Here is a 26,086-nt window from a genome sequence, read left to right on the forward strand (position 1 = left end):
GAAACGGGGCGTTGTCGCCGGGTCAGCGGAAGACGCCGGTATGCCCCAGGGAGTAGCGGCCCGGCTGGGGGTAGAAGGCCAGCCCGTGGGGGCCGTCGCCGACCGGGATCCGGGCCAGCTCCTTGCCGGTGGCGGTATCGATGGCGTAGACCTCGGAGTCGTACCGTCCGGAGAGCCAGAGGACCTTTCCGTCGGCGGAGACCCCGCCCATGTCGGGGCTGCCGCCGCCCGGGAGCCACCACTTCTTGGTCAGCTCGTTCCGGGCGAAATCAAAAACGGAGACGGAACCTTCACCCCGGTTGGGGATGTACATCTCCTTGGAGTCCCGGCTGATGTAGAGGCCGTGGGCGCCCTCGCCGGTGTGCAGCAGGGTGGGGGTGGTGAACTTCTCGCCGTCGAGTACCCAGACGCCGTGGGCCATCATGTCGGCGACGTAGAACGTCCTGCCGTCCGGGGAGATCTTCACGTCCTGGGGCATCGCGCCCTTCAGGGGGAGCTTCTGCTGCCCGACGACCTCCATCTTCTCGGTGTCGACCTTGAGCAGTTCGCCGGAGAACTCACAGGAGACGATGAAGTAGCGGCCGTCGGCGGAGAAGTCGGCGTGGTTGACCCCGTAGCAGGTCACCGGGGTGGTCTTCTTCCGCTCCATGGTGTGCGGGTCGCGGAAGACGAGTTCGCGGTCCATGGAGGCCATCACGACGGCGTACTTGCCGTTCGGGGTGAAGTAGAGGTTGTACGGGTCGTGGACCTCGACCTCCTTGCCCGCCTTGCCGGTCGCGGGGTCGATGGGGGTGAGGGTGTGGCCCCGGTTGTTGTTCACCCAGAGGGTCTTGAGGTCCCAGGACGGCACGACGTGCTGCGGCTGGACGCCGACGGGGATCGTCTCGACGACCTTGTAGGTGGCCGGGTCGATCACGGAGACCGTGTTGGAGTTGGTGTTGGGGACGTAGACCTTGGTGGGGAAGTCCTTGACGACGGGCGAGAGCCGGTTCGGGCGGTCGGCGGCGTAGAGGTCCTTCGGATCGAGGACGGGCGGCATTCCGGGCAGTCCGGGCGGGGCCGCGGGGACGGCCGGTTTACGGGCCGCGGCGGCCTTGGTCCGCTCGGCGGATCCGGCCGGTCCGGACTCGGTGCCGCAGCCCGCGACCAGGGCGACCAGGGCTCCGGCGAGCAGCAGACGGCTCGGGCGGGCGGGCCGCCGGGGCTCGGGGCGGGCCGGGGCGGGGATCGGGAGGAGGGCGGGGCGGGGGGCGGGACGCATCAGCTCAGCAGCTCCGTGGTGGTCACCGCGCGCAGTCCGCGCCGGTGGAGGTCGTCGAGGAGGGCGGGCAGTGCGGCGACCGTGTCCGCATAGCCGAAGTGCAGGCTGACCACCGATCCGGGGCGGATCTGCTCGGCGACCGCGCGGGTGACGGCCGGGGCGCCGGGCGAGGTGGAGTCGAGGGAGTCGAGGTCGTAGGAGAGGACATGCGGATATCCGGCGCGGTGGGCGACCCGGACGACGAGCGGGGTGGCGGTCCGCGTCCGGGACGGCCTGAACCAGGTGCCGATGGATCCGGTGAGCCGCCGCAGCCGGTCGGCGCAGGCGGTGATCTCGGCATACGCCTCGGCCTCGGGCAGTTCGTTGACGGCGAGATGGCGCATGGTGTGGTTGCCGAGGTCATGACCGCCGTCGAGGATCCGGCGGGCCAGCCGGGGATGGGCGTCGAGCCATTCGCCGACGGCCAGGACGGTGATCCGGGCCCCGGCCCGCTCGGCTTCGGCGAGTACGGCGTCGGCGGTGGCGGGGTCGCCGCCGCCGTGGAAGGTGAGGGCGACCCGGTCGCGGTCCTCGGGGCCGTGGGTGATCTGGGCGGGCCGTCCGGGGTAGCGGCGGGGCGCGGGCGCGCCCGGCGGCCGTCCGGCGGGGCGGGCGGCCGGGGTGCCCGGGCCCGTACCGGGGCCGGGGGAGGCGGTACGGCCGGGGAGGGCGCGGTCCGGGGCGGCACGGTCGGCCGGGGGCGGCGCGGGGCCGCCGCCGCCGGCGCAGCTCGTGGCGAGAGCGCCGGCGACGGCGGTCCCCGCTCCGGTCCGCAGGGCGCGACGGCGGTCGATCGGGGTCACGGAAGAGGACGCTAGGCAATAAATACGAAGAAAGTAACCATTAGTCCGATTCAGGTCGTTTCGCGAGCGGCGGGCGATATCACTCCACCGTAAAAATCCAACCCTCAGACCGGGATTCAGCGGGATTTACGAGGTGAGTGCGCCATCTCACCTAAGATTCTCGCGCGAACTGTTCGCTTTGATGACTTATGGGCGTTTTGGGAGTTTGGGAGTTGATTCCCGGTCTGCCATAGTCGGGGACACGACCTCCCTCGACCCGGGCCCGGTCGTCCCGGCGGCCGTGGAAACACCCCCTTGTCCACGCCGCTCCCGAGAAGCCCCCGCCGCCGTACACCGGCGCCCTGGGGGCTTCCGGCGTTTCACCGGCCCCTCCCCCGTCTCCACCGCCTCCGCCGCTCCCACCGCTCCCACCGCTCCCACCGCTCCCACCGCTCCCAGCCGACGCGGTTCAGGAGGGGGTGCCGACCCGCTGGGGCACCCGGGTCTCGAACCAGGTGGTCTTGCCGCGCGGCAGCAGATCCACACCCCACCGGTCGGAGAGCCGGTCGACCAGGAAGAGCCCCCGCCCGCTGACGTCCAGCGGCTGGACCGGCAGCAGACAGGGCAGCCCCCGGGAGGGATCGCGGACCTCGACCCTGATCCAGCCGGGACGGCGGGTCATCCGTAAGCCGAATTCCCGGGCGCCGGTATGCCGGACGGCGTTCCCGACGAGTTCGGAGACGAGCAGTACGGCGGGCTCGGCGATCTGCCCGGAAAGACCCCACTGGCGGACGATCACGGAGTGGGTCAGCCGCCGGGCCGTGGCCGCGGATTCCGCGCGGGACGGCAGCCGGACCTCGCCCCGCGCCGGATCGCCGAACTTCTCCAGAACCTTCAGGCCCCGCTCGTCCTCGATGGCGGTCGTCCACCGGGTCGCGGTCACGCCTTCGCGCTGCCGCGGTTGTTCCACACCTTCGAGGCCCGCCATGCCCCCATCATGGCCGCTGGGGGCGGTTTCCGTGGCGGTTCCAGCGGAATAGGGCCCCCGGAACCCGTCGCTCCGGGAGCCCGCTTCGGCATATGTCACTGGCCTCACGGAACCAGATGTGCCCATCCCGAACCGCGTTGACACCCTGTCAACAGGGGTGTTCGCAACGGGCCGACGCGGGGCCCGGCGGCCGGGCGGCCGGGGCCGGTCCGCGCGGCGCGCAAGGTCCGGCGAGCAAGGTCTGCCGAGTGCCCCGCCGCCGGCCGGCGGCCGTACGCGGCCGGGGCGGGTCAGCCGCCGGAATCCGGTCGGCACCGGAGCCGGAGCCGGACCGGTCAGGAGCAAGGCCGGTCAGGAGCAGGGACCGGTCAGGAGCCGGAACCGGCACCGACCTCCCCGGTCCGCAGCTCCTCCGTCCCGGTGAAGACGGCCTTGCCCGGCCCCTCCGTGACGAAGCTGCGCATCCCGCGTTCCTTGTCCTCCGTGGCGAACAGCCCGGCGAACCAGTTCCGTTCGATCGCGAGACCCGTCTCGATATCGGTCTCCAGACCGGCGTCCACGGACTCCTTCGCCGCCCGCAGCGCCAGTGCCGGGCCCCGGGCCAGCCGGGCGGCCCAGGCCAGAGCCGCCTCGTACACCTCACCCGCCGGTACGACCCGGTCCACCAGGCCGATCGCCAGCGCCTCGGGCGCCTTCACCTGACGCCCGGTGAAGATCAGGTCCTTGGCCCGGGACGGCCCCACCAGCCGGGCGAGCCGCTGGGTGCCGCCCGCGCCCGGGATCAGCCCGAGCAGGATCTCGGGCTGGCCGAGCCGGGCGTCGTCGGCGGCGATCCGGTAGTCGGCGCAGAGCGCGAGTTCGCAGCCGCCGCCGAGGGCGTAGCCGGTGACCGCGGCGACCACCGGCTTGGGGATCCTGGCGACGGCCGTGAACGCCTCCTGGAGCGCCCGTGACCTGGCGACCATCGCGGGGTGGTCGATCGCCAGCATCTCCTTGATGTCGGCGCCCGCGGCGAAGACCTTCTCACCGCCGTAGAGGATCACGGCCCGGACGTCGTCGCGCCGCCCGGCCTCCTCGGCGAGCTCCCGCAGCCGGTCCTGGAGGGCGATGTCGAGCGCGTTCATCGGAGGGCGGTCGAGCCGGATGGCGCCGACGCCGCCGGAGACTTCGAGGGAGACAGTGCTCATGGCGGCAGGTTAACCGGCGCTAACGGCGACCGGCTCCCGTGCGTTCGGTCACACGGACCGCCGCCTTCCGTACGGACTACCTCTTCCACTCCTCCCAGGACATGTTCCAGCCGCTGAGTCCGTTGTCGGGCGCGACTGTCTTGTCGTGCGAGTTGACCACCTCGACCACATCGCCGATGAGGGTCCGGTCGAAGAACCAGCCCGCGGGCGTGTCCCCGCTGCCGCCCTTCACATCGCGCAGCCCGATACAGCCGTGGCTGACGTTGGCCGAGCCGAAGGTGTCGGCCGACGCCCAGTAGTTGCCGTGCAGGAAGGTGCCGGAGCGGGTGAGCCGCATGGCGTGCGGTACGTCCTCGATGTCGTACTCGCCCTTGCCGTCGGCGTCGGTGAAGCCGACCGTGGCGCCGTTCATCCGGGTCACGTCGTGCATCTCGCTCACGACCATCTTCCCGTTGTACGTCATCGCGTCGGGCGCCCCCGCGGTGATCGGCAGGGTGGCGACCAGCGCCCCGTCCTTCCGTACCTCCATCGTCTTGGCCTCGGCGTCGACCACGGACGTCTGGGAGCGGCCGATGGTGAAGGCGACGGTCTTGTCCTGGATGCCGTAGGCGCCGGGCGCGGCCTCCACGTCCCGGAGCCGGATCCGGACGGTGACCTGGGTGCCGGGTGTCCAGTACTGCTCGGGCCGGAAGTCGAGCCGCTGGTCGCCGAACCAGTGCCCGACGACCTCGACCGGCGGGTCGGTGGTGATCCGGATGGCCTCCTGGACGGCCTTCCGGTCCTCGATCTTCCGGTTGAAGTCGAAGGAGACGATCATCCCGGTACCGACGGTGGAGCGGTGCTCGGGCTTGAAGTAGCCGATGAAACGGCTCTCGGGGACCTTGGTGGTGAAGGTGGTGTGGCGGGCGGTGCGGCGGCCGTGGCCGTCGAGGGCGAGGACGTCGACGGAGTACTTGGCGGCGACCCCCAGCCGGGTGCCGTCGGCGGGCCGCCAGCGCAGTCCGTCCTCGGAGATCGCGCCGCGGACGGCGGACGGCGCCTCGTTCTCGATCCGGTTGACCGTGACGCGTTCCAGCCGTCCGCTGGTGAGCCGTACTTCGAGCCTGCTCTTGGGGTCGACCCCCTGGGCGCCGTCCGCCGGGGTCACCCGGATCACCTCCTCCGACGCCTGCCGTACGGGGGCCCCGCCGGGGTCACCGCCGCCGTCCCCGCCCGGGGTGCACCCGGAGAGCCCCGCCAACAGTGCGGCCAGTCCGGCCGTGGCCAGGGCGGTCAGCGCGCCCCGGCCGGTCCGCTTCAGTACGTGTCTCACGTCCACCCAACGACCGCGCCCCCATGGGGGAAACGTCGGCCGGTGGGCGGTGTGTCCCGGTACGGCGCGCGAGCGTGCCGTACCGGACGGGCCGGTCGGGTCTGCTCGGGCCGGTCAGGCGGGTGAGGCGTCGCCGAGGATGCCGTGGTCGTACGCCCGGGCCACCGCCGCCCGGTCCGGCTTCGGTCGCGTTTCGGACCACAGGCCGCTCCTGGCGGAGCGCGCGGTTCCCCGCGCCCCTCGGCCCCTCCGCCCGCCCGCCCATGGACGGGAAGAAGACCACCACGCCCCATGGCCGGCAGCCGTCGCCGAGCGCGCCCGCACGCGGAAAAGGAGATGAGTCATGTCAGTGGTGAACCGTAGGCTCGCTGCTGATGTCCAGTTATCCGTCACCCCAGGAGAAGCCGCCCCCGGAGTCCGTTCCGGAGCCGAAGCGGTCCGTCGTCCGAATTCTGCTGCGGCTGTGGCCCTACGTCCGGCCGGTCCGGGTGCGGTTGTTCGCGGCGGCGGGGGTGGCGATCGTCGCCTCCTGTCTCGGGCTGGTCTTTCCGCTCGTCCTGAAGTGGATCGTCGACGGGCCCGTCGCCGACCGCGACCCCGGCGGGGTGTGGCTGGGCGCGCTGGCGCTGCTGCTGCTCGGAATCGGCGAGGCGGTGCTCTTCGGGTTCCGGCGGTGGCTGGTCGCCCGGCCGCTGGCGGGGGTCGAGGCCGCGCTGCGGGCCGATCTCTACCACCGGCTGCAACGCGTTCCGCTCGCCTTCCACGACCGCTGGCCCTCGGGTCAGTTGCTGTCGCGCGGGACGACGGATCTGGGGCTGATCCGGATATTCCTCCAGTTCCCTCTGACGTTTTTGCTGGTCAACGGGGTGACGATCGTCGTCGGGCTGGCGATTCTGCTGGTACAGGAGTGGACGCTCGGACTGGTGCTGATGCTGCCGGTCGTCCCGCTGGTCGCGATCTGCTCCTTCTTCGAGGCGCGTTACTCGCGGGCGTCCCGGCTCGCCCAGGACCAGGCCGGGGATCTGACGACGGTGACGGAGGAGAGCGTCCTCGGCATCCGGGTCGTCAAGGGCTTCGGCCGCCATCGCGGACAGGAGCGGGCCTTCGCCGGGCTCGCCGGGGCGCTGCGGGGTACCGAGGTGGTCAAGGCGCGGATGGTGGCGGGGATCTGGTCGGCGGTGACCGTGATCCCGGAGCTGGCGATCGGCGCGGCCCTGGTCCTCGGTACGGTCCAGGTCGCGGACGGCGACCTGTCGGCGGGCACGCTGGTGGCGTTTCTGTCGACGGCGCTGGCGCTGCGCTGGCCGGTGGAGTCCATCGGCTTCCTGCTGGCGCTCTGCCAGGAGGCGGCGACCGCGACCGAGCGGTTCTTCGAGGTGATGGACCAGCCCGAGGAGTCCGGTGCCGACCGGCCGGAGCCGGGACGGGAGCGGGGCCCGGGAGCGGAGCCCGAGGCGGGCGCCGAGCCGGGATCCGGGCCGGGCGTCGAGCCGGGAAGTACGGGTCCGGGGGCGGTCCCCCGGGGCCGTACCGGGGACGACGGCGGGCTGCGGTTCGAGGGGGTCGTCTTCCGCTATCCCGACGCGTCCGACGGCTCCCGGCCCGTACTCGACGGTGTCGATCTGCATATCCGGCCCGGTGAGACGATGGCCGTCGTCGGGGCCACCGGCAGCGGGAAGACGACCCTCACGGCCCTGGTCCCCCGGCTGCACGAGACGACCGCCGGACGGATCACCCTGGACGGTACGGACATCACTGCGCTGCCCCGGGAACGGCTGCGGACCCTGGTGTCGGTGGCGTTCGAGGAGCCGACCCTGTTCTCCGCGACGGTCTCCGAGAACGTGCTGATGGGCGTCGGCGATGACGGTACGCCCGCGCCGGACGTGCTGGACCGGGCCCTCGGTATCGCCCAGGCCGATTTCGTCGAGGCGCTGCCGCAGGGCGCCGGAACCGAGGTCGGCGAGCAGGGGCTGACGCTCTCGGGCGGTCAGCGGCAGCGGCTGGCGCTGGCCAGGGCGGTGGCGGCCCGCCCCAGGTTCCTGGTGCTCGACGATCCCCTCTCCGCCCTCGACGTGCATACGGAGGCCCGGGTGGAGGCCGCTCTGCGGCACGTGCTGAAGGACACCACGGCGCTCGTGGTGGCCCACCGGCCGTCGACCGTACTGCTCGCGGACCGGGTGGCGCTGCTGTCGGACGGCCGGGTAGCCGCCGTCGGTACGCATCAGGAGCTGATGCGGACCAGTCCGGAGTACGCCTGGCTGATGTCGGGCGCCGAGTACCCGCCGGGGCCGGGTGACCGGTCCGAAGAGCTTCTGCCGGAAGGGACGACCTCGTGAACCAGGCACAGCGCCCCCCGTCGCCGTCTCCCCCGCCGGTCGGCGGGCCCGGGGATCCGGCCGGATCCTGCGGCGAGGGCGCGACCGGTGCCGGGGCCGGGACCGCGACGGTGACCGCGATCGACACCAAGCCCGGCACAAGTGCCGGTACCCGTATCAGCAAAGGCACCGGCAAGGACACAAACACCGGCACCGGCACCGGGGACCCGTTCGACCGTGACGACCTGCCCACTCCCCCGCACGCCACCCGGACCCTGCTGCGGTCGCTGCTCGCCCCCTACCGGCGCCGGGTCGCGGCCGTCGCCCTGCTGCTCCTCCTCCAGCAGGCCGCCGTCCAGGCCGGTCCGCTGCTGGTGGCGTACGCGATCGACCGGGGCGTCCCCGCCTTCCGCCGCGACGACTACGGGCCGCTGGTCGCGGTCGCCGCGGGCTACGCGCTGGCCGCGCTCGGCGCCGGGGTGCTGCAGTACCTCTTCGTCAGCGTCATCGGCCGTCTCAGTCAGGACGTCCTGCTCGATCTGCGGCACCGGATCTTCCGGCACTCGCAGTCGCTGAGCGTCGACTTCCACGAGCGGTACACCTCGGGGCGGCTGATCTCCCGTTCGACGGCGGACGTCGAGTCCCTGCGGGAGCTGCTGGACGAGGGACTCCAGGAGCTGATCAACGTCGTCCTGGCCTTCGTCTACATCTCCGTACTGCTGCTCTGGCTCGACTTCGGGATCGGCGCCGCCGCCGTCGCCACCCTCGCCCCGCTGTTCGTGCTGATCCGGGTCTACCGGCGGCGCTGTGCGGTGATCTACGGCAGACGGTCGACGGCGATGGCGGCGGTGATCGTCCGGTTCACGGAGACCATGAACGGCATCCGGCCGGTCCGGGCGTTCCGCCGGGAGCGGGCGAACGACGAGGTGTTCCGGAAGCTGAACCGGGACCACTGCCGCAGTAACGGGGACGCGATGCTGGAGCTGGCCCTGTTCGTGCTGGGCTCCCGGCTGCTGGCCAATACGGCGATCGCGGGCCTGGTGCTCTGGGGCGCCTACCGGGTCGCCGACGGCACCCTCGCGCTCGGTGTGCTGGCGGCCGCCGCGCTCTATCTGCGGCGTCTGTACGACCCCATCGACCGGCTCGGCATGTTCCTCAACTCGTACGAGTCGGCGGCGGCGTCGCTGAAGAAGATCGCCGGGCTGCTGGCGCAGCGGCCGTCGGTCCTGGAGCCGGAGCGGCCGGTGGCCCTGCCGGAGCGGGCCGAGGGCCGGCCCGGCCGTACGGTCGTCTTCGACGGGGTCGGGTTCGCCTACCGCACCGGCGGCGAGGTACTGCCCCGCTTCGATCTGACGATCCCGGCGGGCCGGACGGTGGCCGTCGTCGGCTCGACGGGCGCGGGCAAGTCGACCCTGGCCAAGCTGCTGGCCCGGTTCTACGACCCCACGGAGGGCCGGGTGCTGGTCGACGGAGTGCCCCTGGTGGACCTGGGCTCGGCCGAACTGCGGCGCGGGGTGGTGATGGTGACCCAGGAGGCGTTCCTCTTCTCGGGCACGGTCGCCGAGAACATCGCCATCGGCCGCCCGGACGCCACCCGGGAGGAGATCGAACAGGCCGCCCGGGCCATCGGCGCCGATGACTTCATCAGGGCGCTGCCCGACGGGTACGACACCGATGTCCGTAAGCGGGGCGGCCGGATCTCCGCGGGTCAGCGCCAGTTGGTCGGCTTCGCCAGGGCGCTGCTCGCCGACCCGGCCGTACTCATCCTGGACGAGGCGACCAGCTCCCTCGACATCCCGGGCGAGCGGGCGGTGCAGCGGGCGATGGACACCGTACTGGCGGGCCGTACGGCCCTGGTGATCGCGCATCGGCTCTCCACGGTCGAGGTGGCGGACCGGGTCCTGGTGATGGAGGGTGGCCGGATCGTGGAGGACGGGACGCCGGGTGAGCTGATCGCGGCGCCGGGGCGGTTCTCGGAGCTGCACCGGGCGTGGCGGGAGAGCCTGGTGTGACCCTTCGGGTGGGGTTCGGCCCGGTGCCGGGCCCCGCCGGAACGGGAACCGGCCACATCCGTCCCACCGGTGGGGGCCGCGCGGGCGGGTGACGGCGGTGTGTCCGGTCGCCGGCACGTTCCGTACCGCCGTCGCGGGCGTCCGGCCGGGCGACGACGGGCCCCCGCCGGACGGGCGGCGGATACCCGCGCGTTGCCCATGCTTTACCAGTTCATGACAGGACGCCGGGCCCGGCACCGGCGTCCGATGAGCGGACGAATCCCTTCGGTCAACGAACGCTTTCCGGTCAACCTTTTGACGCGCTCCTGACAGAAACCCGCCATGGCTGCGACTCTTCACCCCGGTTCGCGTTTCACGGACCCGCAATTCCCGGACAGCCGTCAGCCGTCGGCCGTCAGCCGTCACGACGTCTTCGGCGGGTTCGGCGGGTTCGGCGGACCGGGCGCCGCGTACCACGACGCGTCCGCCCGTACGGCTCCGCACCACGCGCCACCCGTACCACGCCTGCCCACCGCACCACGCGATCCGCCGCATCCCGTGCCCTGCCGCCCCACCCGCCCGGCCCGCACCACGCGTTCCCGCACCACCGCACGCTCCCCGCACCGTCCGTTCCGCCGCCCACCGTCCGGACGGCGTCACCCGCCGCTCCGTACCCCCTCGCAGAAGGAGTCCGCGTGAGACCCACGCACCGACGCACCACGGCGACCGGCGCACTGCTCGCCACCGCCGCCCTGCTCGCCCTCGGCCTCCAGACCACCAGCTCCACCGCCGCGCCCGCCTCAGCCGACCGCGCCCCCGCCGCGGCGAAGGCCGGAAAGGCCGACCCCGGCGCCCTGCCCAAGACGCTGTCGCCCACCCAGCGGGCCGCCCTGATCGCCGCGAGCGACGCCGGGACCGCCGCCACCGCGAAGGAACTCGGGCTGACGGCGGACGAGAAGCTGCTGGTCCGCGATGTCGCCCAGGACCGGGACGGCACCACGCACACCCGCTACGAGCGCACCTACCGCGGGCTCCCCGTCCTCGGCGGCGACCTCGTCGTCTCCGAGACGCCCTCCGGCACCACCGAGGCCGTCGCCAGGGCGTCCCGGCTCGCCGTCGGCACGGTCGCCACCACCACCGCCAGGACCGCCCCGGCCGCCGCCGAACGGCAGGCGCTGGCCCGGGCCGAGGCCGAGGGCGCCGAGAACGCCGACGTCACCCAGGCGCCCCGCCGGGTCGTCTGGCTCGCCCAGGGCAACCGGCCCGTCCTCGCGTACGAGACCGTCGTCGGCGGCCTCCAGCACGACGGCACCCCCAGCGAACTCCATGTCGTCACCGACGCGGGCAGCGGCGCCGAGCTGTACCGGTGGCAGGCCGTCCACACCGGCACCGGCAACACCATGTACAGCGGGCAGGTGACCGTCGGATCCGTCCAGTCCGGCGGCTCGTACCAGCTCACCGACTCCGGCCGGGGCAACCACCGCACCACCAACCTCAACCGGGGCACCAGCGGCACCGGGACCGTCTTCAGCGGACCCGACGACATCTGGGGCAACGGCCAGCCCGCCGACCTCGAAACGGCGGGCGCGGACGCCGCCTACGGCGCCGGACTGACCTGGGACTACTTCAAGAACGTGCACGGCCGCTCCGGGATCCGCGGCGACGGCGTCGGCGCCACCTCCCGGGTCCACTACGGCAACAACTACGTCAACGCGTTCTGGCAGGACTCCTGCTTCTGCATGACGTACGGCGACGGCGCGGGCAACGCCAAGCCGCTGACCTCCATCGACGTCGCCGCCCACGAGATGACCCACGGCGTCACCTCCAACACCGCGCGGCTCGTCTACAGCGGCGAGTCCGGCGGCCTCAACGAGGCCACGTCCGACATCTTCGCCGCGGCCGTCGAATTCCACGCCAACAACCCCAACGACCCCGGTGACTACCTCGTCGGCGAGGAGATCGACATCCGGGGCAACGGCACCCCGCTGCGGTACATGGACCGGCCCAGCCGGGACGGCTCCTCCAAGGACGCCTGGTACTCCGGCATCGGCGGCATCGACGTCCACTACTCCTCCGGACCGGCGAACCACTGGTTCTATCTGCTCTCCGAGGGCAGCGGGCCCAAGACCGTCAACGGCGTCTCCTACGACTCCCCGACCTCCGACGGGCTGCCCGTCACCGGCATCGGCCGCGAGAAGGCCGCGCTGATCTGGTACAAGGCACTCACCACCAAGTTCACCTCCACCACCAACTACGCGGGCGCCCGCACCGGCACCCTCGCGGTCGCGACCGAGCTGTACGGCGCGACCAGCGCCGAGGTGAAGGCCGTCACCGACGCCTGGGCCGGAGTCAACGTCGGCGGCCGCCCCGGCGGCAACCCCGGCGGCCCCTCCTTCGAGAACGCCGCCGATGTGGCGATCCCCGACAACGGGGTGCCCGTGATCTCGCCCGTCACCGTCTCCGGCGTCGCGGGCAACGCGCCCGCCGCGCTCCAGGTCGAGGTCGACATCATCCACACCTGGCGCGGTGACCTCGTCGTCGACCTGGTCGCCCCCGACGGCTCGGTCTACCCGCTGAAGCCGTTCAACGGGAGCGACTCCGCCGACAACGTCCAGGAGACCTACACCGTCAACGCGTCCTCCGAGGTCGCCAACGGCGATTGGCGGCTCCGGGTCCAGGACCGGGCCGCACAGGACACCGGGTACATCAACCGGGTCAAGCTCCAGTTCTGACCCGCGCGGCACCGGCCGTGCCCGGGAGAGGGCCCAGGCCCCCTCCCGGGCACGCTCGGCCTAGGCTGGAGCGGTGAACACGCCCGCCACCTCCTACGACTCCGAGCCCGTACCGGCCCCGGCCCCGGCCCCGGCCCCGGTGAGGGTCCTCGTCGCCGACGACGAGGCGATGATCCGCGCGGGCGTACGGGCCGTACTCGCCGCCGACCCCGGGATCGAGGTCGTGGCCGAGGCCGCCGACGGCCGTACCGCCGTCGCGCTCGCCCTGCGCCACCGGCCCGACGTCGCACTCCTCGACATCCGCATGCCCGGCCTCGACGGCCTCCGCGCCGCCGAGGAACTCCGCCGGGCCGCGCCCGGCGTCGCGCTCATCGTGCTGACCACCTTCTCCGAGGACGAGTACATCGCCCGCGCCCTGGCCGCCGGGGCGAGCGGCTTCCTGCTGAAGTCCGGAGACCCCCGGGAACTGCTCACCGGCGTACGGGCGGTCGCCGAGGGCGCGGCGTTCCTCTCCCCCGCCGTCGCCCGCCGGGTCATCGACCGGTTCGACGGCGGCCGGGTCACCCGCGCCGCCGAAGCCCGCCGCCGCCTCGCGCCGCTCACGGAACGCGAGTCCCAAGTCGTCGCCCTGGTCGGCGCGGGCCTCTCCAACGCGGAGATCGCGGCGCGGCTCCATATCGTCGAGGGCACGGTGAAATCCCACGTCAGCGCAGTCCTGGCGAGACTGGGCCTCCGCAACCGGGTCGAGCTGGCGATCCTCGCGTACGAGGGGGACCTCGGCGACGGGGCCCCAGCGCCTCGGCTCTCCGGGTGAGGCCCGCGCCACCCGCCCAGCCGGGCGAGCGTTGTCGGGCGACCGCACGCCGTCGTGGGCTGGTCGCGCAGTTCCGCCCCCTGTGCCTTCGGCAATGGGGGGACCCCCAGCGCCTTGGCCCTCCGGGTGAGGCCCGCGCCATCCGCCCAGCCGGGCAGGTGTCGTCGGGCGACCGCGCGCCGGTGGGTGGCTGGTCGCGCAGTTCCCCGCGCCCCTGGTTGTCCTCCTGACCGCCCTTGGAAGGAGACCGGCCCCTATTTACGGGGCCGGGGCCCTCTTCAGGGCCAGGGCCGGGGAGAGCGTTCAGGGGCTCGGGGAACTGCGAGACAAGCCGGCCACGGTCCGCAGGCCGCGAACGACATCAGGTCCCGGGCGCGGGCGGCGCCCCGGAGGCGCGTTGCCGGCGGAAGGCGGGGGCTCCAGAGGCCCGGGGGTCCCCAGCGGGAGGCGGTCCGGCAGAGTGGGGGGATGGAAGCCCGACCCCGTCGTATATCGGCCGATCTCGGCGTATGGGTGCTCGTCGCCGCGCCCCTGTTGCTCAACGGCGGGGGCGACGGCGCCACCTCGGGGTGGGCCAGGAGCTGGACCGAGGGGTGGGCGGGGAGCGGCTGGGCGACAGCCGCCGGGGCTGGGCTGCTGGGGGTCGCCGTCGCCGCCGGGCGCCGCTACCCCCTCGTGCCGCTCTGTACGGCGCTCGGTCTCGGCGCCCTGTTCAGCAGCCAGCTGATCACACCGCAGTACAGCGTGGCGCTGGCCGTGTTCGCCTATCTGACGGGGCGGCGGGCGCACCGGGACCGGCCGGTGCTGGATGTGCTCGGCGGCGTCACGGTGTTCGGCCTGCTGGGGACAGTGGTGCTCGGGGAGCCGTTGTGGACCTGGTTCGTGCAGGTCGCGGCGTTGCTGCTGGCCGTTGTCGTGCCGTGGCTGCTGGGCCGTTACGTACGGCGGTACGCGGAGCTGGTGCGCGCGGGCTGGCGGCTCGCGGACCGGCTGGAACGGGAGCAGCGGGCGGTCGCGGACCGGGAGCGGCTGCGGGAGCGGTCCCGGATCGCGGGCGATATGCACGATTCGCTGGGGCACGATCTGTCGCTGATCGCACTGCGCGCGGCGGCCCTGGAGGTGGACCGGGAGCTGGGGGAGCCGCAGCGCGCGGCGGCCCGGGAGCTGCGGCTGGCGGCGGCGGGTGCGACGGAGCGGCTGCGGGAGGTGGTGGGGGTGCTGCGGGGCGACGGGGAGGCCGCGCCGACGGCGCCCCGGGACGAGACGGTTCGGGCGCTGGTGGAGCGGGCCCGTGATTCCGGTCTCGCGGTCCGGCTGGAGGAGGAGCACGCCGCGACGGACGGCGGGCCGTTGCCGGAGATGACGGACCGGGCGGTGCACCGGGTGGTGCAGGAGGCGCTGACCAACGCGGCGAAGCACGCGCCGGGGGCCGAGGTCGTGGTCCGGGTGGTCCGGGCCGGGGGTTCGGTGGCGGTGACCGTCGGCAACGGCCGGGCGCCGCGCGCCGCCACCGGAGCCGGAGCCGGGGCAGGGGCGGGGGCCGTACCGGATCCGGCTGCCGCGATATCGGGCGGTACGGGTCTGGTGGGGCTTGACGAACGTGTCCGGCTCGCGGGTGGTGTCCTCACCCACGGGCCGGTGGACGGCGGCGGTTTCACGGTCGGCGCCCGGCTGCCGGTCTCCCCCGCGTCCGGCCCCGCCGAGCCACCCGGACCGGCCGGACCCGCCGAACCCACCGGCCCGCCCGAACCCGGCGGACCGGATTCCGCCCGGGAGCTGGAGCTGGCCCGGCGCCGGGTCCGGCGGGGGCTGCGGCAGGCGATCGTGGTCCCGGTGACGATCGGTACCGTACTGGCGCTGCTGATGCTCGGCTTCGAGCAGTACACCCTGATCCGGTCGACCGTGCACCGGGCCGACTTCGACGCGATCCGGGTCGGCGACCCCCGCTCCGAGGTGCTGAGGCGGCTGCCGGAGCACCGGCTGCCCGGCAGGCCCGCGGGGGTCGACCCGGAGCCGCCGGGCGTGGACCGCTGTGTGTACCACCGCGCGGACACGCTCAGCGATACGCCCGCGTACCGCTTCTGCTTCACGGCGGACCGGCTCTCCTCGAAGGCCGTCGTCACGGACGTGCCGAACGAGGAGCTGCGATACCGGGGTACGGCTCCGGAGCAGGCGGCGGGCGCGGCCGGTCAGCCGTTCGCGGGCGCCCCCGAGGGCAGCCGGACCAGCCCCAGGTCCGCCGGGGCGGCGAGCAGCGGATGCGCGGGGAGGACCCGGATCGTGTAGCCGAAGGGGCCCGTACGGTCCAGGGGCAGCGCGCCCTCGTAGACGACCCGGCCCTCCAGATCGGGGCCGCCCGCCGGTTTCAGCGGGAACAGCCGGGCGTCGGCGATCGCGTCGTCGGGGTCGACCCGGCCCGCGACGGCCTGGACCTCCACATCGTCCGGGGTCAGCTCGCCGAGCGCGACCCGGGCCCGCAGGGCGAGCGCCGCGCCCAGTTCGGCGGTCCCGGCGGGGGTGTGTTCGACGGTCTCCACATGGTCGACGGCGATCTTCGGCCAGCCGGTCCTGACCTTGGCCTTCCAGCCCGCGAGTTCGGCCGCCGTGGTGGCGTCCAGCGCCCGGTGGGCGCGGGCGGCGGGGGCGTAGAGCCGTTCCACGTACTCCCGGACCATCCGTCCGGCCAGCACCTTCGGGCCGAGGGTGGCGAGGGTGCGGCGGACCATCTCGACCCAGCGGCCGGGGAGGCCGTCCGGGCCTCGGTCGTAGAAGCGGGGGGCGACCCGGTTCTCGATCAGCTCGTAGAGCGCCGTGGCCTCCAGGTCGTCCCGCCGGTCCTCGTCGACGGCGGCGCCGTCGGCGGTGGGGATGGCCCAGCCGAAGTCGGGCTCGTACCACTCGTCCCACCAGCCGTCGAGTACGGAGAGGTTGAGGCCGCCGTTGAGGGCCGACTTCATTCCGCTGGTACCGCACGCCTCCAGGGGGCGGAGGGGGTTGTTGAGCCAGACGTCGCAGCCGGGGTAGAGCCGCTGCGCCATGCCCATGCCGTAGTCGGGGAGGAAGACGATCCGGTGCCGTACCCGGGGGTCGTCGGCGAACCTGACCAGCTCCTGCACGAGCCGCTTCCCGCCGTCGTCGGCGGGGTGCGCCTTGCCGGCGACGACGATCTGGACGGGGCGTTCGGGGTGCAGCAGCAGGGCCCGCAGCCGGTCGCGGTCCCTCAGCATCAGGGTGAGCCGTTTGTACGAGGGGACCCGCCGGGCGAAGCCGATGGTGAGGACGTCGGGGTCGAGGACGCCGTCGATCCAGCCCAGTTCCGCCGCGCCCGCGCCGCGCTGCCGCCAGGACGCCCGCAGCCGCCGCCGTACCTCGGTCACCAGCTGTTCGCGCAGTTCGCGGCGGAGCTCCCAGATCTCGGTGTCGGGGATGTCGTTGACGGCGGTCCACAGGTCGGAGCCGCCGACGGCGATGGCGTCCTCGGCGCGTCCGGTGCCGATCCGGCGGGCACCCAGCCGGAACACCTCGGGGGCGACCCAGGTCGGGGCGTGGACGCCGTTGGTGACGGAGGTGATGGGCACCTCGGCGGCGTCGAAACCCGGCCAGAGCCCGGCGAACATGGACCGGCTGACGGCGCCGTGGAGGGTGGAGACACCATTGGCGCGCTGGGCGAGCCGCAGCCCCATCACGGCCATGTTGAAGATCTGCGGGTCGCCGCCGGGATAGGTCTCGGTACCCAGCCGCAGGATCCGCTCGACCGGGACGCCGGGCAGGGCGCCCCGGTCGCCGAGGTGCCGGGCCACCAGCTCGCGGTCGAACCGGTCGATCCCGGCGGGGACGGGGGTGTGGGTGGTGAAGACGGTGCCCGCGCGGACGGCCTCCAGGGCGGCGTCGAAACCGAGGCCGTCCTCGCCGAGTTCGCGGATCCGCTCCAGGCCGAGGAAACCGGCGTGGCCCTCGTTGGTGTGGAAGACCTCGGGCGCGGGATGGCCGGTGAGACGGCAGTACGTCCGTACGGCCCGGACGCCGCCGATGCCGAGCAGCATCTCCTGGAGCAGCCGGTGCTCGCTGCCGCCGCCGTACAGCCGGTCGGTGATGTCGCGCTCGCCGGGGCCGTTCTCCTCGACGTCGGAGTCGAGCATCAGCAGCGGCACCCGGCCGACCCGGGCGACCCGGACATGGGCGCGCAGGGACCGTCCGGCGGGCAGGGCGACGGAGATCTGCGCGGGGGTGCCGTCGTGCTCCCGGAGCAGGGTGACGGGGAGTTCGTCCGGGTCGAGTACCGGATAGTGCTCCTGCTGCCAGCCGTCCCGGGAGAGGGACTGGCGGAAGTAGCCGTGCCGGTAGAGCAGCCCGACCCCGATCAGGGGGGCGCCGAGATCGCTGGCGGCCTTCAGATGGTCGCCCGCGAGGATCCCGAGCCCGCCGGAGTACTGCGGAAGGGCGGCGGTCACCCCGAACTCCGGCGAGAAGTAGGCGACGGCGGCGGGGAACTCGGCGGCCCGCGGGCTGGTCTGGTACCAGCGGCGGCCGTGCAGATAGTCGTCGAGATCGTCGGCGGCGGCGGTGAGCCGGCGCAGGAAGCGGCGGTCACCGGCCAGCTCCGCCAGCCGCCCGGCGGACACGGACCCGAGCAGGCGTACGGGATCGCCGCCGGCGGCGGGCCAGCCGTCGGGGTCGACGGCCTGGAAGAGATCACGGGTCTCGGTATGCCACGACCAGCGCAGATTGCGGGCGAGGTCGCTGAGGGGGCGGAGGGGTTCGGGCAGGACGGGACGGACGGTGAACCGACGGATGGCCTTCACGGTCCCACCTTGACAGCCGCCCGCGCCGTTCCCCGGTACGCCGCGCCCTTCCCCGGGGCGGTCGCCCCGGAGACCCCCAGCGCCTTGGCCCTCCGGGCGAGGCCCACGCCACCCGCCCAGCCGCGCGAATGTCGTCGGGCGACCGCGCGCCGTCGTCGGCTGGTCGCGCAGTTCCCCGCGCCCCTAGGTTGCCCTCCTGACCGCCCTTGGGAAGAAGCCGGCCTCTCTTACCAAGAGCGTGGCCCCTTTCAGGGCCGGGCCCGGGGAGAGCATTTGGGGGCGCGGGGAACTGCGCGAACGGCCCACGGCGGTCCGCGGGCCGCTGACGACATCGGGCCGCAGGGCGCTGCCCGGGGACTTCGCGGCGGGCCCCGGGGGCTACGGAAGGGACGGGGGGCGGCCCGGGGTGTAGGGGGAGCCGCGGTTGACCGTGGGCGGGGCGAACGCGCCCTGCGCCTCGTAGCGGGCCGTGATCCGGGCCCGTTCCTCCGGCGGGATGACCTCGTCGATGTCCGTGAAGCCGTCCGGCGCCCGCTCGTGGGCGAGGTTGATGACGATCTCGGGGCCCATGTCGCGGTTGGCCCGCTGGAGTTCCGTCATGGCGGGGCGGCGTTCCGCCTCGTAGGCGGCGAGGGCTTCCGCGGGGTCGCGGTGGACCGAGAGGGCGCGGGCGAGGGCGCGGGCGTCCACGATGGACTGGGTCGCGCCGTTGGAGCCCGCCGGGTACATCGCGTGGGCCGCGTCCCCGACGAGGGTCGTCCGGCCGTGGGACCAGCGGTCCAGCGGGTCCCGGTCCACCATCGGGTACTCGTACGCCTGCTCCGCCGCGGCCACCACGCGTTCGACGCTGACGCCGTCGAACTCCCAGCCCGCGAAGTGCCGGGCGCACCGCTCGGCGGGGATCCGCCGGTTCCAGTCGCCCCGGTAGGCGCCGGGCGGCCCGGCGGCGTCGTCGCCGGGTACGGCGAGGGCCCAGTTCATCAGGACGGTGCCGTCGTCGGAGTCGGGGTCGGGTTCGGTGAGCGGGTAGACCACGGCCTTCTGCCGGTCGTCTCCGGCGATGAACATGAAGGTCCCGGCGTCCTTCGCGGGTACCCGGGACACTCCGCGCCAGATGACGAGCCCGTTCCACGGGGGTTCGCCCTCTTCGGGGTTGAGCCCGGCGCGGACGGCGGAGCGGATGCCGTCGGCGCCGATGAGGACGTCGGGTTCGAGGGAGCCGCTGCCCCGGTGGACCCCGTCGCGGTGCTGGATCCGTACTCTCGGGCGGCCGTGCGGCCGCTGTTCGATCCCGGCGACCCGGACTCCGGGTACGAGGGCTTCGGGGCCGAGCCGTTCGCGGACCGCGTCCGCGAGGGCGACCTGGAGTGCGCCCCGGCCGATGGAGAGCTGGGGCCAGCGGTATCCGGCGGCGATGCCCCGGGGGTCGCTGGAGATCAGTCCGCCGCCCCGGTGGTAGTAGCGGAGTTCGCGGGTGGGCAGGGCGTGCCGTGACAGTGTGCCGAGGAGGCCGAGTTCGTCGAGTTCGCGGACCGCGTTCGGCAGTACGTTGAGCCCCGCCCCGACCGGGCGGATCTCCCGGGCCGCCTCGACGACCGTGACGTCGGTGAATCCGGCGCGGTGGAGCGCGAGGGCCGTCGTCAGGCCGGCGATCCCCCCTCCGGCGATCATGAAGTGGGTCATTGGCCCTTCACCCTCTCCCCGGCCTCTCCGCTCTCCGCGCTCCGCGGGCACTCCGCGCCGCCACCGCCGCCGCCACCCGTTCCCCTGCGCCCGCCACAGCCGTCACCGTTCCCGCTCCCCGTTCCGTCCATGTCCTGATCAGCACGGCCCTCGACGCGTGCCGGTTCGACGGCCCGGCGGACGAAGGTCTCGTTGTCGCGGGTCAGATCGAGCACCGAGCGCAGCAGTTCGATGGGCGCGCCGCCGCTGCCCGCCTCGTACAGCCGTACGTCCTCCGCATACGCCTTGCGCGCCACGGTGATGTGCCGGGCCCGGAACGCCTTGAGGATACGCAGCACCCGTACGAGTGAGTAACCGGAGCGCATCAGGTGGTCGGCGGGGCCCCGGCCGTCGGCCGCCTCCCAGCAGACGGCGGCGGAGAACTTGGAGACGGCGGAGACCCCGTCGCGGTGGTCGGCGTAGTGGGCCCGCCACGCCGGGAGGGTGTAGCGGACGGACTCGGTGAGGAACTCGTCGTAGGAGCGGTCGCCCCTGTCGCACTGCCAGAGCGACATGTCGACGAGCCAGAGGGGGACCTGGGCGGCGGCGGGGCCGAGGTAGTCGACGCCGTCGACGTCGATCTCCTCGAAGTAGGGGCGGATGTCGGTGGCGAAGACGACCGGCGGGACATGGGTGATGGTGTAGTCGATGGAGTCGACCATCGACGACACGTCCTCGGCTATCCGGTCGAGTACGGCGGCGAAGGCGGGGTCGTACGGTTCGATCCTCGCCAGGTCGGCGCAGTGGTCCAGGGCGGAGACCAGTCCGGGTATCACCATCCGGACGGCGTCCTGGAGGCGGAGTTCGGCCTGGGAACCGGTGTAGCTGCGGACCCGTTCGCCGGGCGGGTTCCAGGTCGTGTAGTGGTGCACGGTGTCCCGGGGGATCATCGCGGTCATCCGGCCGAGCCGTTCCAGTACCGGGAGTACGGCCGGTACGGCGGCGACCGGCTGGACGCCGTGGCGTTTCACCGAGCCCAGCAGCATGCCCAGGTCGCGCATGGCGGCGAGGGCGTCGGTGGTGCCGTAGCGGGCGACGTCCTCGGGTTCGGGGAGCAGCGCCCGCAGGGTGGCGGTGAGCGCCGGGACGTCCGCCGCCGCGTTCATCGCGGGTATCCGGGCGAGCGGCCCGTCGGCGTGCAGTGGATCGGCCGTCTGGATCTCGGCGATCCGGAAGTACGGCTCGGTACGTGGTGCGAGACCGGGTACGACGAGGTCGTGCAAGGTCATCGGAGGCCCCCCTCGGACACATCGATGAAAGGAAGAAGGTGCGGGTTCGGATGGGACGGTGGTGCCCGGGCGGCCCCCCGCCGCCCACGGCGCCGGGCGCGCCGCACGCCGTCTGCTGCCGCGTGCCCGCGCCCTCACTCCGTGGCGCCGCGGCGCTCCTGACGGAGGGCCGCGGGGCCGGTTCCGGGTCCGGATAAGGACCCTGGCCGGGGGGTGGTCGGGTCCCCGGTGGCGGTTTCCGGTCCGGTGGGACCGGTCCCGGCGCTGATGGCTGACGTGCTGTCGGACGTGTCGTCCGAGCCGGTGCCGGGCCCGGCGCCCGGCGCGGTGTCCCGCACCGTACCGGCCGAAGCCGGGCCGGTTCCGGTACTAGTACTGGTATCGGTACCAGTACTGGCGGGACCGGTGGCGTCCCGGTCGGTCGCGCCCGTACCCGTACCGCCGCCGTCCGGAGCGTGGCGTCCCGGGCCTTCGGGCGTCCCGCCCCGGCCGGGCGCCGTCGGCTCGGGGCGGGGGTCGCGTTCGGAGCCGGGGTGCCCCGGCGCGCCGGGGGCGGGAACGGCGGATGTCGGCGGCTCCTCGCGCGCCGGGCCGTTGGGCGGGGGCGGGGGCCCGGACGGCGTTCCGGGCCCAGGGGTTTGGGTACCCGCGACCGCCGTGCGCAGTCGTACGGACAGGAGCGCGGCGAGCGCCGCGATCCCCGCGCCCGCGAGGAGCGCGTTCCGGAAGCCCTCGGTCTGCGCGGACGCGCCGGAGCCGCCGTCGAGACCGGCCGTGGCGATCGCGACCAGTACCGCGAGCCCGAGTACCGAGCCGAACTGCTGACTGGTGTTCACCAGTCCGGAGGCGAGTCCGGTCTCGTCCGGGGCCGCGTCCGCCGTGGCGGCCACATTGGTGGTGACCATGACCAGCGGCAGGGCCACGCCGATGAGCAGGCTCGGGGCGAGGACCGTGGAGAAGAAGGTTCCCTCGGAGCTCAGGGCGAGGGCGAGCCAGCCGAGTCCGGCGCAGAGCAGCCCGAAGCCGAGGGTCATCGTGGGGAGGAGTCCGAGCCGGGCGATCAGCGCGCCGGTCCGGGGCGCGACGGCGACGACGACCAGGGAGAGCGGCAGCAGCCCGAGGCCCCCGGCCAGCGGCGACTGGTCGAGTACGTCCTGGAGATAGAGGCTGACCAGGAAGAACATCGGGAAGAGCGCCATCTGGGCGAGCCCGGAGAGCAGATTGGCGCCCCGCGGCACGGGCCGTCGCAACACCTTCGGCGGTACCAGGGGGTGCGCGATCCTCGACTCGATCACGGCGAAGACGGCGAGCAGGGCGAGCCCGGCCCCGGCGGCGCCGAGCGTCCGGGTACTGGTCCAGCCCGTCTCGCCCGCGCCGACCAGGGCGTACGCCAGCAGTCCGAGGCCTCCGGTGGCGGTGAGGGCGCCGCCGGGGTCGAAGCCCCGGGCGGGGCGCCGGCCGCCGGGGGCCAGCAGCCGCAGCGCCCCGGCGGCGAGGGCGAGGCCGACGACGACATTGAGCCAGAACGTGGCCCGCCAGGACAGCAGATCGGTGAGCACCCCGCCGAGTACGGTTCCGGTGACTCCGCCGAGTCCGCCCATCGCGGCGAAGATCCCGAGGGCGCGATGGCGGCCGGGACCGGCCGGGAAGAGGGTCAGGAGCTGGGCGAAGGCCGCGGCGGCGGCGAACGCGGCCCCGGCGCCCTGGGCGGCGCGGGCGGCGATCAGGGTCTCCGTACCGCCCGCGACGGCTCCGGCGGCGGAGGCGGTGACGAGGACTCCGAGCCCGGCGAGATAGAGCCGCCGGTGGCCGAGGAGGTCGGCGGTCCGGCCGCCGAGCAGCAGCAGTCCGCCGAAGGTGATCAGAAACGCGTTGGCGACCCAGGAGAGTCCGGCCGAGCCGGAGCCCAGTTCCTTCCCGATGGACGGCAGCGCCACATTGATGATGGCGGTGTCCATGATGAGCAGCAGCTGGGTGGAGGCGAGCAGGGCGAGGGCGGCCCCGGCGCCCGGTCTTCCGCCCCCGGGAGGCACGGCGGGCGGGGGCGCCGGCGGCCCGGCCGCACGGCCGGGCCCGGTCGAACCTGGTATCTCGTCCACCTCGTCCACCCCGGGTCCCGGGGGTCTCTCCGGGTCCCGGGGTGCTCCGTACCCCCCGGGAGCATCCGACACTCCGTCGGCGCCCGTCGAACCGCCCGCCCCGTTCCGCCCGGCGCCCGTACCGGGCCCGGAACGCGCCGAACCCGTCAAATGTCCGGTCGCCGGAGCGTGCTCCGGCGGCTGCCCCGGCCGGGCCGAGGGGTCGGTCACGGGCGCGCCCCGTCGGCCGCGAAGGCGTGCCCGGCCCCGGCGGGACCGGCCCCGGCGGCCTTACCGCCGCCGTCCGCGCCACCGCCGGTGGTGCCCGTACCGCCGTCCGTCAGGTCGTAGCCGTCGAAGCAGGCGCGGGCCAGCCGTTCGCACGCGTCGGCGCCCCCGGCCGTCGTCTGCATCGACAGATAGACGTGCGGCGCCCCGTGGTAGAAGCGTTCGTACTGCTCGTGCCGGGAGGCGAACTCGGAGCCGAGCGCGTCCCACGCCAGCTTCAGCAGCTTCACCCGGTCCTTCGCCGTACTCCCCGGCGCCTTGAGATACCTCGCCACCAGCGGGCCCAGTTCGGGATGGAGCAGATCCTCGCCCGACGCCGGGAGCTGGATGACCGCGCCGCCCGCGAGTCCCTTGATCTCCTGGACGGCCCGGGGGTAGATCTCCCCGGCCATGATGCGCTGCGCCCAGGAGATCTCGGTCCCGGGCGCGACCCCGCCGCAGCCGCCGTCGACCTGCTCGTACGACGCCTCGGCGGCCAGTACGAACGCCTTGGCCTGGGCGACCATGCCGAGCAGCCGTCCGACGGACTGGGTGACGGCGGGCAGCTCGTACGTGCCGTTGGAGCGGGTCAGCAGGATCGCGAGACCGGTGAGGAACTCCAGTTTGGTCCAGAAGCGGGTGGCGGCCTGGTGGACGAAGTTGAGATAGGCGGGGGTGCCCCACCACATCGCGGCGGTCGACTCCACATTGCGGTACGTCAGCACCCGTTCCCACGGGACGAAGACGTCGTCGCAGATCAGCATCGCGTCGTTCTCGTCGAACCGGGAGGAGAGGGGGTTGTCGAAGACCCCGCGCGCCCGGCCCTCGTACGAGGTGCGCGAGACCAGCCGCAGCCCGGGGGTGTCGATCGGGAGGGAGAAGCAGAGCGCGTGGTCGACGTCGTGCGGCGCCAGCGGTTCTATGGTGCCGACCAGGACCTCGTCGGCGAAGACCGCGCCCGAGCCGATGGTCTTGGCGCCGCGTACCACGATCCCCCCGTCGCGCTCCTCGACCGCTTTGACCAGCAGATCGTCGGCGCCGGTGCCGGAGCGGGGGTTGGTGATGGTGAAGGCGCAGTAGAGATCGTTCTCGGCGAGCCGGCGGTGGAAGGCGAGAACGTTGTCGGCACCGTCGAAGGTGTCGGTGGTGAAGAGCCGGGGCAGCGCCGCGAAACCGGCCGCGCCGCTCGCCATGTAGTCGGGGGTACGTCCCAGGAAGCCGTAGCTGGCCTCCGCCCACACCTTGTACGCCTGACGGCGGGCGACCAGGTCCGCGTGGGTACGGGGGACCACGAACGCGCGGTGGACGCCGTCGGCGCCGAGCACCGGGCGGTGGGCGGGGTCATGGGCCAGGTCGTAGAGGCCCGCCAGCGACGCGGCGGTGGCGCGGAAGGCGGGATGCGTGGTCACGTCCTTGACCCGCTCGCCGTCCAGCCAGATCTCCCGGCCGTCGTCCAGCGCGTCCAGATAGTGCCGACCAGACCTGATCAACGTTTCTCCTCAACAGGAACATACCCCCCGCCCGCACCGAGCCTCGCCCTGTCTCCGGCGGGGGAGCAATGAAAGACCGTCCAGCGGTGATTAAGAACCAGCCAGCCGTTCGGGGACGGGCCGGGCCCCGGTCCGGTACTCGCCGGGGGTGACTCCGTACCACTTCCGGAAGGCCAGATGGAAGCCCACGGCGCTCTGGTAACCGACCCGCTGGGGGACGGCGGACTGGGGCAGCGACGTCTCGCCCAGCAGCCGGGCGGCCTCCTGCATCCGCCGTCCGGCCAGATGGCGGGCCGGGGCCTCCCCGACGAGTTCGCGGAAGGCGGCGGTGAAGGCGGACCGGGACATGCCCACCTCGCGGGCGAGGGACTCGATCGTCCACGGTTCGGCGAACCGGGTGGAGATGATCACCATCGCCTTGCTGATCCCGGGGTGCCGCAGCAGGGGCAGGGTGGCCGGATTGTCGGCCAGTTCGCGCAGCAGCGGCCGGAGCGCCAGGACCAGCGCCATCTCGAAGGTGCGCAGGGTGACCAGCCGGTCACCGGGGCCGACGGGCCGGTCGGTGGTGGCGAGCAGCCGCAGGGTGTCGCGGAGCAGGGGTTCCTGCTCGACCTGGGAGCGGTCCAGGACCAGCGCCCAGGGCAGTGCCTGGTAGAGCCCGCTGGCGGCGGAGGCGTCGTAGTGCAGTCCGGCGCAGAGCAGCCGGGTCACCGGGCCGCCGCCCTCGATCCTGATCTCCCCGGACGTGCCGGGTTCCCGTTCGGGCAGGACGCTGCCGAGGGCGACGCCGCCGCGCCGGTCGGGGTGGTCGGAGAGCCGGTGCTCGGTGCCGGTGGGGAAGACCGCGAGATCGCCCTCGTGCAGCCGGAAGGCGCCCCGGCCGCCCTGGCCGGTGATCCAGCAGTCGCCCTCGATGATGAAGTGGAGGACGGCACAGCTCTCCTCGGCGTCGCCCTCGATGGCCCAGGGTCCGCGGAGATTCCACCGGCTGTCGAACACTCCGGTGAGCCGCAGCGGCCTCATCAGTTCGCTCAGGAGGTCGTCGCCTTCGGTCTGGGCAGTCTCAACAGAGTCCAT

16 protein-coding genes are annotated in these 26,086 nt (G+C 73.4%); 5 read left to right on the plus strand and 11 right to left on the minus strand.

From position 1 onward, the window contains the following. Window positions 1–22: 22 nt before the first annotated feature. From ABZ714_RS18290 to ABZ714_RS18310, 5 genes are all read right to left on the minus strand, one after another. Complete coding sequence (locus ABZ714_RS18290) at window positions 23–1,261, minus strand: YncE family protein (protein ID WP_358826263.1); 1,239 nt, start codon at window positions 1,259–1,261, stop codon at window positions 23–25. Next, entirely contained in the window at window positions 1,261–2,103 is an 843-nt protein-coding gene (locus ABZ714_RS18295) for a polysaccharide deacetylase family protein (protein ID WP_358826264.1), read from the minus strand. The genes ABZ714_RS18290 and ABZ714_RS18295 overlap by 1 nt, the downstream gene beginning before the upstream one ends. Before the next feature lie 448 nt (window positions 2,104–2,551). Next, the gene (locus tag ABZ714_RS18300; protein WP_358826265.1) at window positions 2,552–3,070 is read right to left on the minus strand and encodes an ATP-binding protein; all 519 of its coding nucleotides are present in this window, start codon (window positions 3,068–3,070) and stop codon (window positions 2,552–2,554) included. A gap of 368 nt (window positions 3,071–3,438) precedes the next feature. Beyond that, on the minus strand, window positions 3,439–4,257 hold the full coding sequence (locus ABZ714_RS18305) for an enoyl-CoA hydratase/isomerase family protein (protein WP_358826266.1): 819 nt from the start codon (window positions 4,255–4,257) through the stop codon (window positions 3,439–3,441). Between the two features lie 76 nt (window positions 4,258–4,333). Continuing rightward, window positions 4,334–5,569: an Ig-like domain-containing protein gene (locus ABZ714_RS18310; RefSeq protein ID WP_358826267.1), complete on the minus strand. Its 1,236-nt coding sequence runs from the start codon at window positions 5,567–5,569 to the stop codon at window positions 4,334–4,336. Window positions 5,570–5,943: 374 nt separating this feature from the next. Between ABZ714_RS18310 and ABZ714_RS18315 the strand changes: the two genes are divergently transcribed. The 5 genes from ABZ714_RS18315 to ABZ714_RS18335 all read left to right on the plus strand — a co-directional run bounded on the left by ABZ714_RS18315 (window position 5,944) and on the right by ABZ714_RS18335 (window position 15,707). Next, a complete protein-coding gene (locus tag ABZ714_RS18315) occupies window positions 5,944–7,905 on the plus strand; it encodes an ABC transporter ATP-binding protein (protein ID WP_358826268.1) in 1,962 nt (653 codons plus the stop codon). A gap of 155 nt (window positions 7,906–8,060) precedes the next feature. After that, a complete protein-coding gene (locus ABZ714_RS18320; protein ID WP_358826320.1) occupies window positions 8,061–9,896 on the plus strand; it encodes an ABC transporter ATP-binding protein in 1,836 nt (611 codons plus the stop codon). 674 nt (window positions 9,897–10,570) lie between these two features. After that, complete coding sequence (locus ABZ714_RS18325; protein WP_358826269.1) at window positions 10,571–12,607, plus strand: M4 family metallopeptidase; 2,037 nt, start codon at window positions 10,571–10,573, stop codon at window positions 12,605–12,607. 139 nt (window positions 12,608–12,746) lie between these two features. Next, window positions 12,747–13,421: a response regulator transcription factor gene (locus ABZ714_RS18330; protein WP_358826321.1), complete on the plus strand. Its 675-nt coding sequence runs from the start codon at window positions 12,747–12,749 to the stop codon at window positions 13,419–13,421. A gap of 468 nt (window positions 13,422–13,889) precedes the next feature. Then, window positions 13,890–15,707 (plus strand): histidine kinase, encoded by a 1,818-nt coding sequence (locus ABZ714_RS18335; protein WP_358826270.1) that lies wholly within the window; start codon window positions 13,890–13,892, stop codon window positions 15,705–15,707. On the opposite strand, the gene glgP is transcribed toward ABZ714_RS18335, so the two are convergent. From glgP to ABZ714_RS18365, 6 genes are all read right to left on the minus strand, one after another. Next, window positions 15,611–18,223, minus strand: coding sequence for an alpha-glucan family phosphorylase (gene glgP, locus ABZ714_RS18340; protein WP_358826271.1), 2,613 nt, complete (start codon window positions 18,221–18,223; stop codon window positions 15,611–15,613). The two genes, ABZ714_RS18335 and glgP, sit on opposite strands and share 97 nt — an antisense overlap. Before the next feature lie 378 nt (window positions 18,224–18,601). After that, window positions 18,602–19,906: a flavin-dependent oxidoreductase gene (locus ABZ714_RS18345; protein WP_358826272.1), complete on the minus strand. Its 1,305-nt coding sequence runs from the start codon at window positions 19,904–19,906 to the stop codon at window positions 18,602–18,604. Beyond that, window positions 19,903–21,174: a monodechloroaminopyrrolnitrin synthase PrnB family protein gene (locus tag ABZ714_RS18350; protein ID WP_358826273.1), complete on the minus strand. Its 1,272-nt coding sequence runs from the start codon at window positions 21,172–21,174 to the stop codon at window positions 19,903–19,905. Before ABZ714_RS18350 ends, ABZ714_RS18345 begins: the two co-directional genes overlap by 4 nt. A gap of 134 nt (window positions 21,175–21,308) precedes the next feature. After that, window positions 21,309–23,273 carry an MFS transporter gene (locus ABZ714_RS18355; protein WP_358826274.1) on the minus strand — a complete coding sequence of 655 codons (1,965 nt, stop codon included), beginning with the start codon at window positions 23,271–23,273 and terminating at the stop codon, window positions 21,309–21,311. Between the two features lie 206 nt (window positions 23,274–23,479). Continuing rightward, on the minus strand, window positions 23,480–25,009 hold the full coding sequence (locus ABZ714_RS18360; RefSeq protein WP_358826275.1) for a 4-hydroxyphenylacetate 3-hydroxylase N-terminal domain-containing protein: 1,530 nt from the start codon (window positions 25,007–25,009) through the stop codon (window positions 23,480–23,482). 90 nt (window positions 25,010–25,099) lie between these two features. Then, window positions 25,100–26,086: an AraC family transcriptional regulator gene (locus ABZ714_RS18365; RefSeq protein WP_358826276.1), complete on the minus strand. Its 987-nt coding sequence runs from the start codon at window positions 26,084–26,086 to the stop codon at window positions 25,100–25,102.

This window comes from Streptomyces sp. NPDC006798, from assembly GCF_040635975.1.
GTDB lineage: Bacteria > Actinomycetota > Actinomycetes > Streptomycetales > Streptomycetaceae > Streptomyces.

Coding starts and splice junctions, on each gene's coding strand:
- ABZ714_RS18290 (WP_358826263.1), bottom strand. CDS start 1,261: ATGCGTCCCGCCCCCCGCCCCGCCCTCCTCCCGATCCCCGCCCCGGCC.
- ABZ714_RS18300 (WP_358826265.1), bottom strand. CDS start 3,070: ATGGCGGGCCTCGAAGGTGTGGAACAACCGCGGCAGCGCGAAGGCGTG.
- ABZ714_RS18305 (WP_358826266.1), bottom strand. CDS start 4,257: ATGAGCACTGTCTCCCTCGAAGTCTCCGGCGGCGTCGGCGCCATCCGG.
- ABZ714_RS18315 (WP_358826268.1), top strand. CDS start 5,944: ATGTCCAGTTATCCGTCACCCCAGGAGAAGCCGCCCCCGGAGTCCGTT.
- ABZ714_RS18335 (WP_358826270.1), top strand. CDS start 13,890: ATGGAAGCCCGACCCCGTCGTATATCGGCCGATCTCGGCGTATGGGTG.
- ABZ714_RS18345 (WP_358826272.1), bottom strand. CDS start 19,906: ATGACCCACTTCATGATCGCCGGAGGGGGGATCGCCGGCCTGACGACG.
- ABZ714_RS18350 (WP_358826273.1), bottom strand. CDS start 21,174: ATGACCTTGCACGACCTCGTCGTACCCGGTCTCGCACCACGTACCGAG.
- ABZ714_RS18365 (WP_358826276.1), bottom strand. CDS start 26,086: ATGGACTCTGTTGAGACTGCCCAGACCGAAGGCGACGACCTCCTGAGC.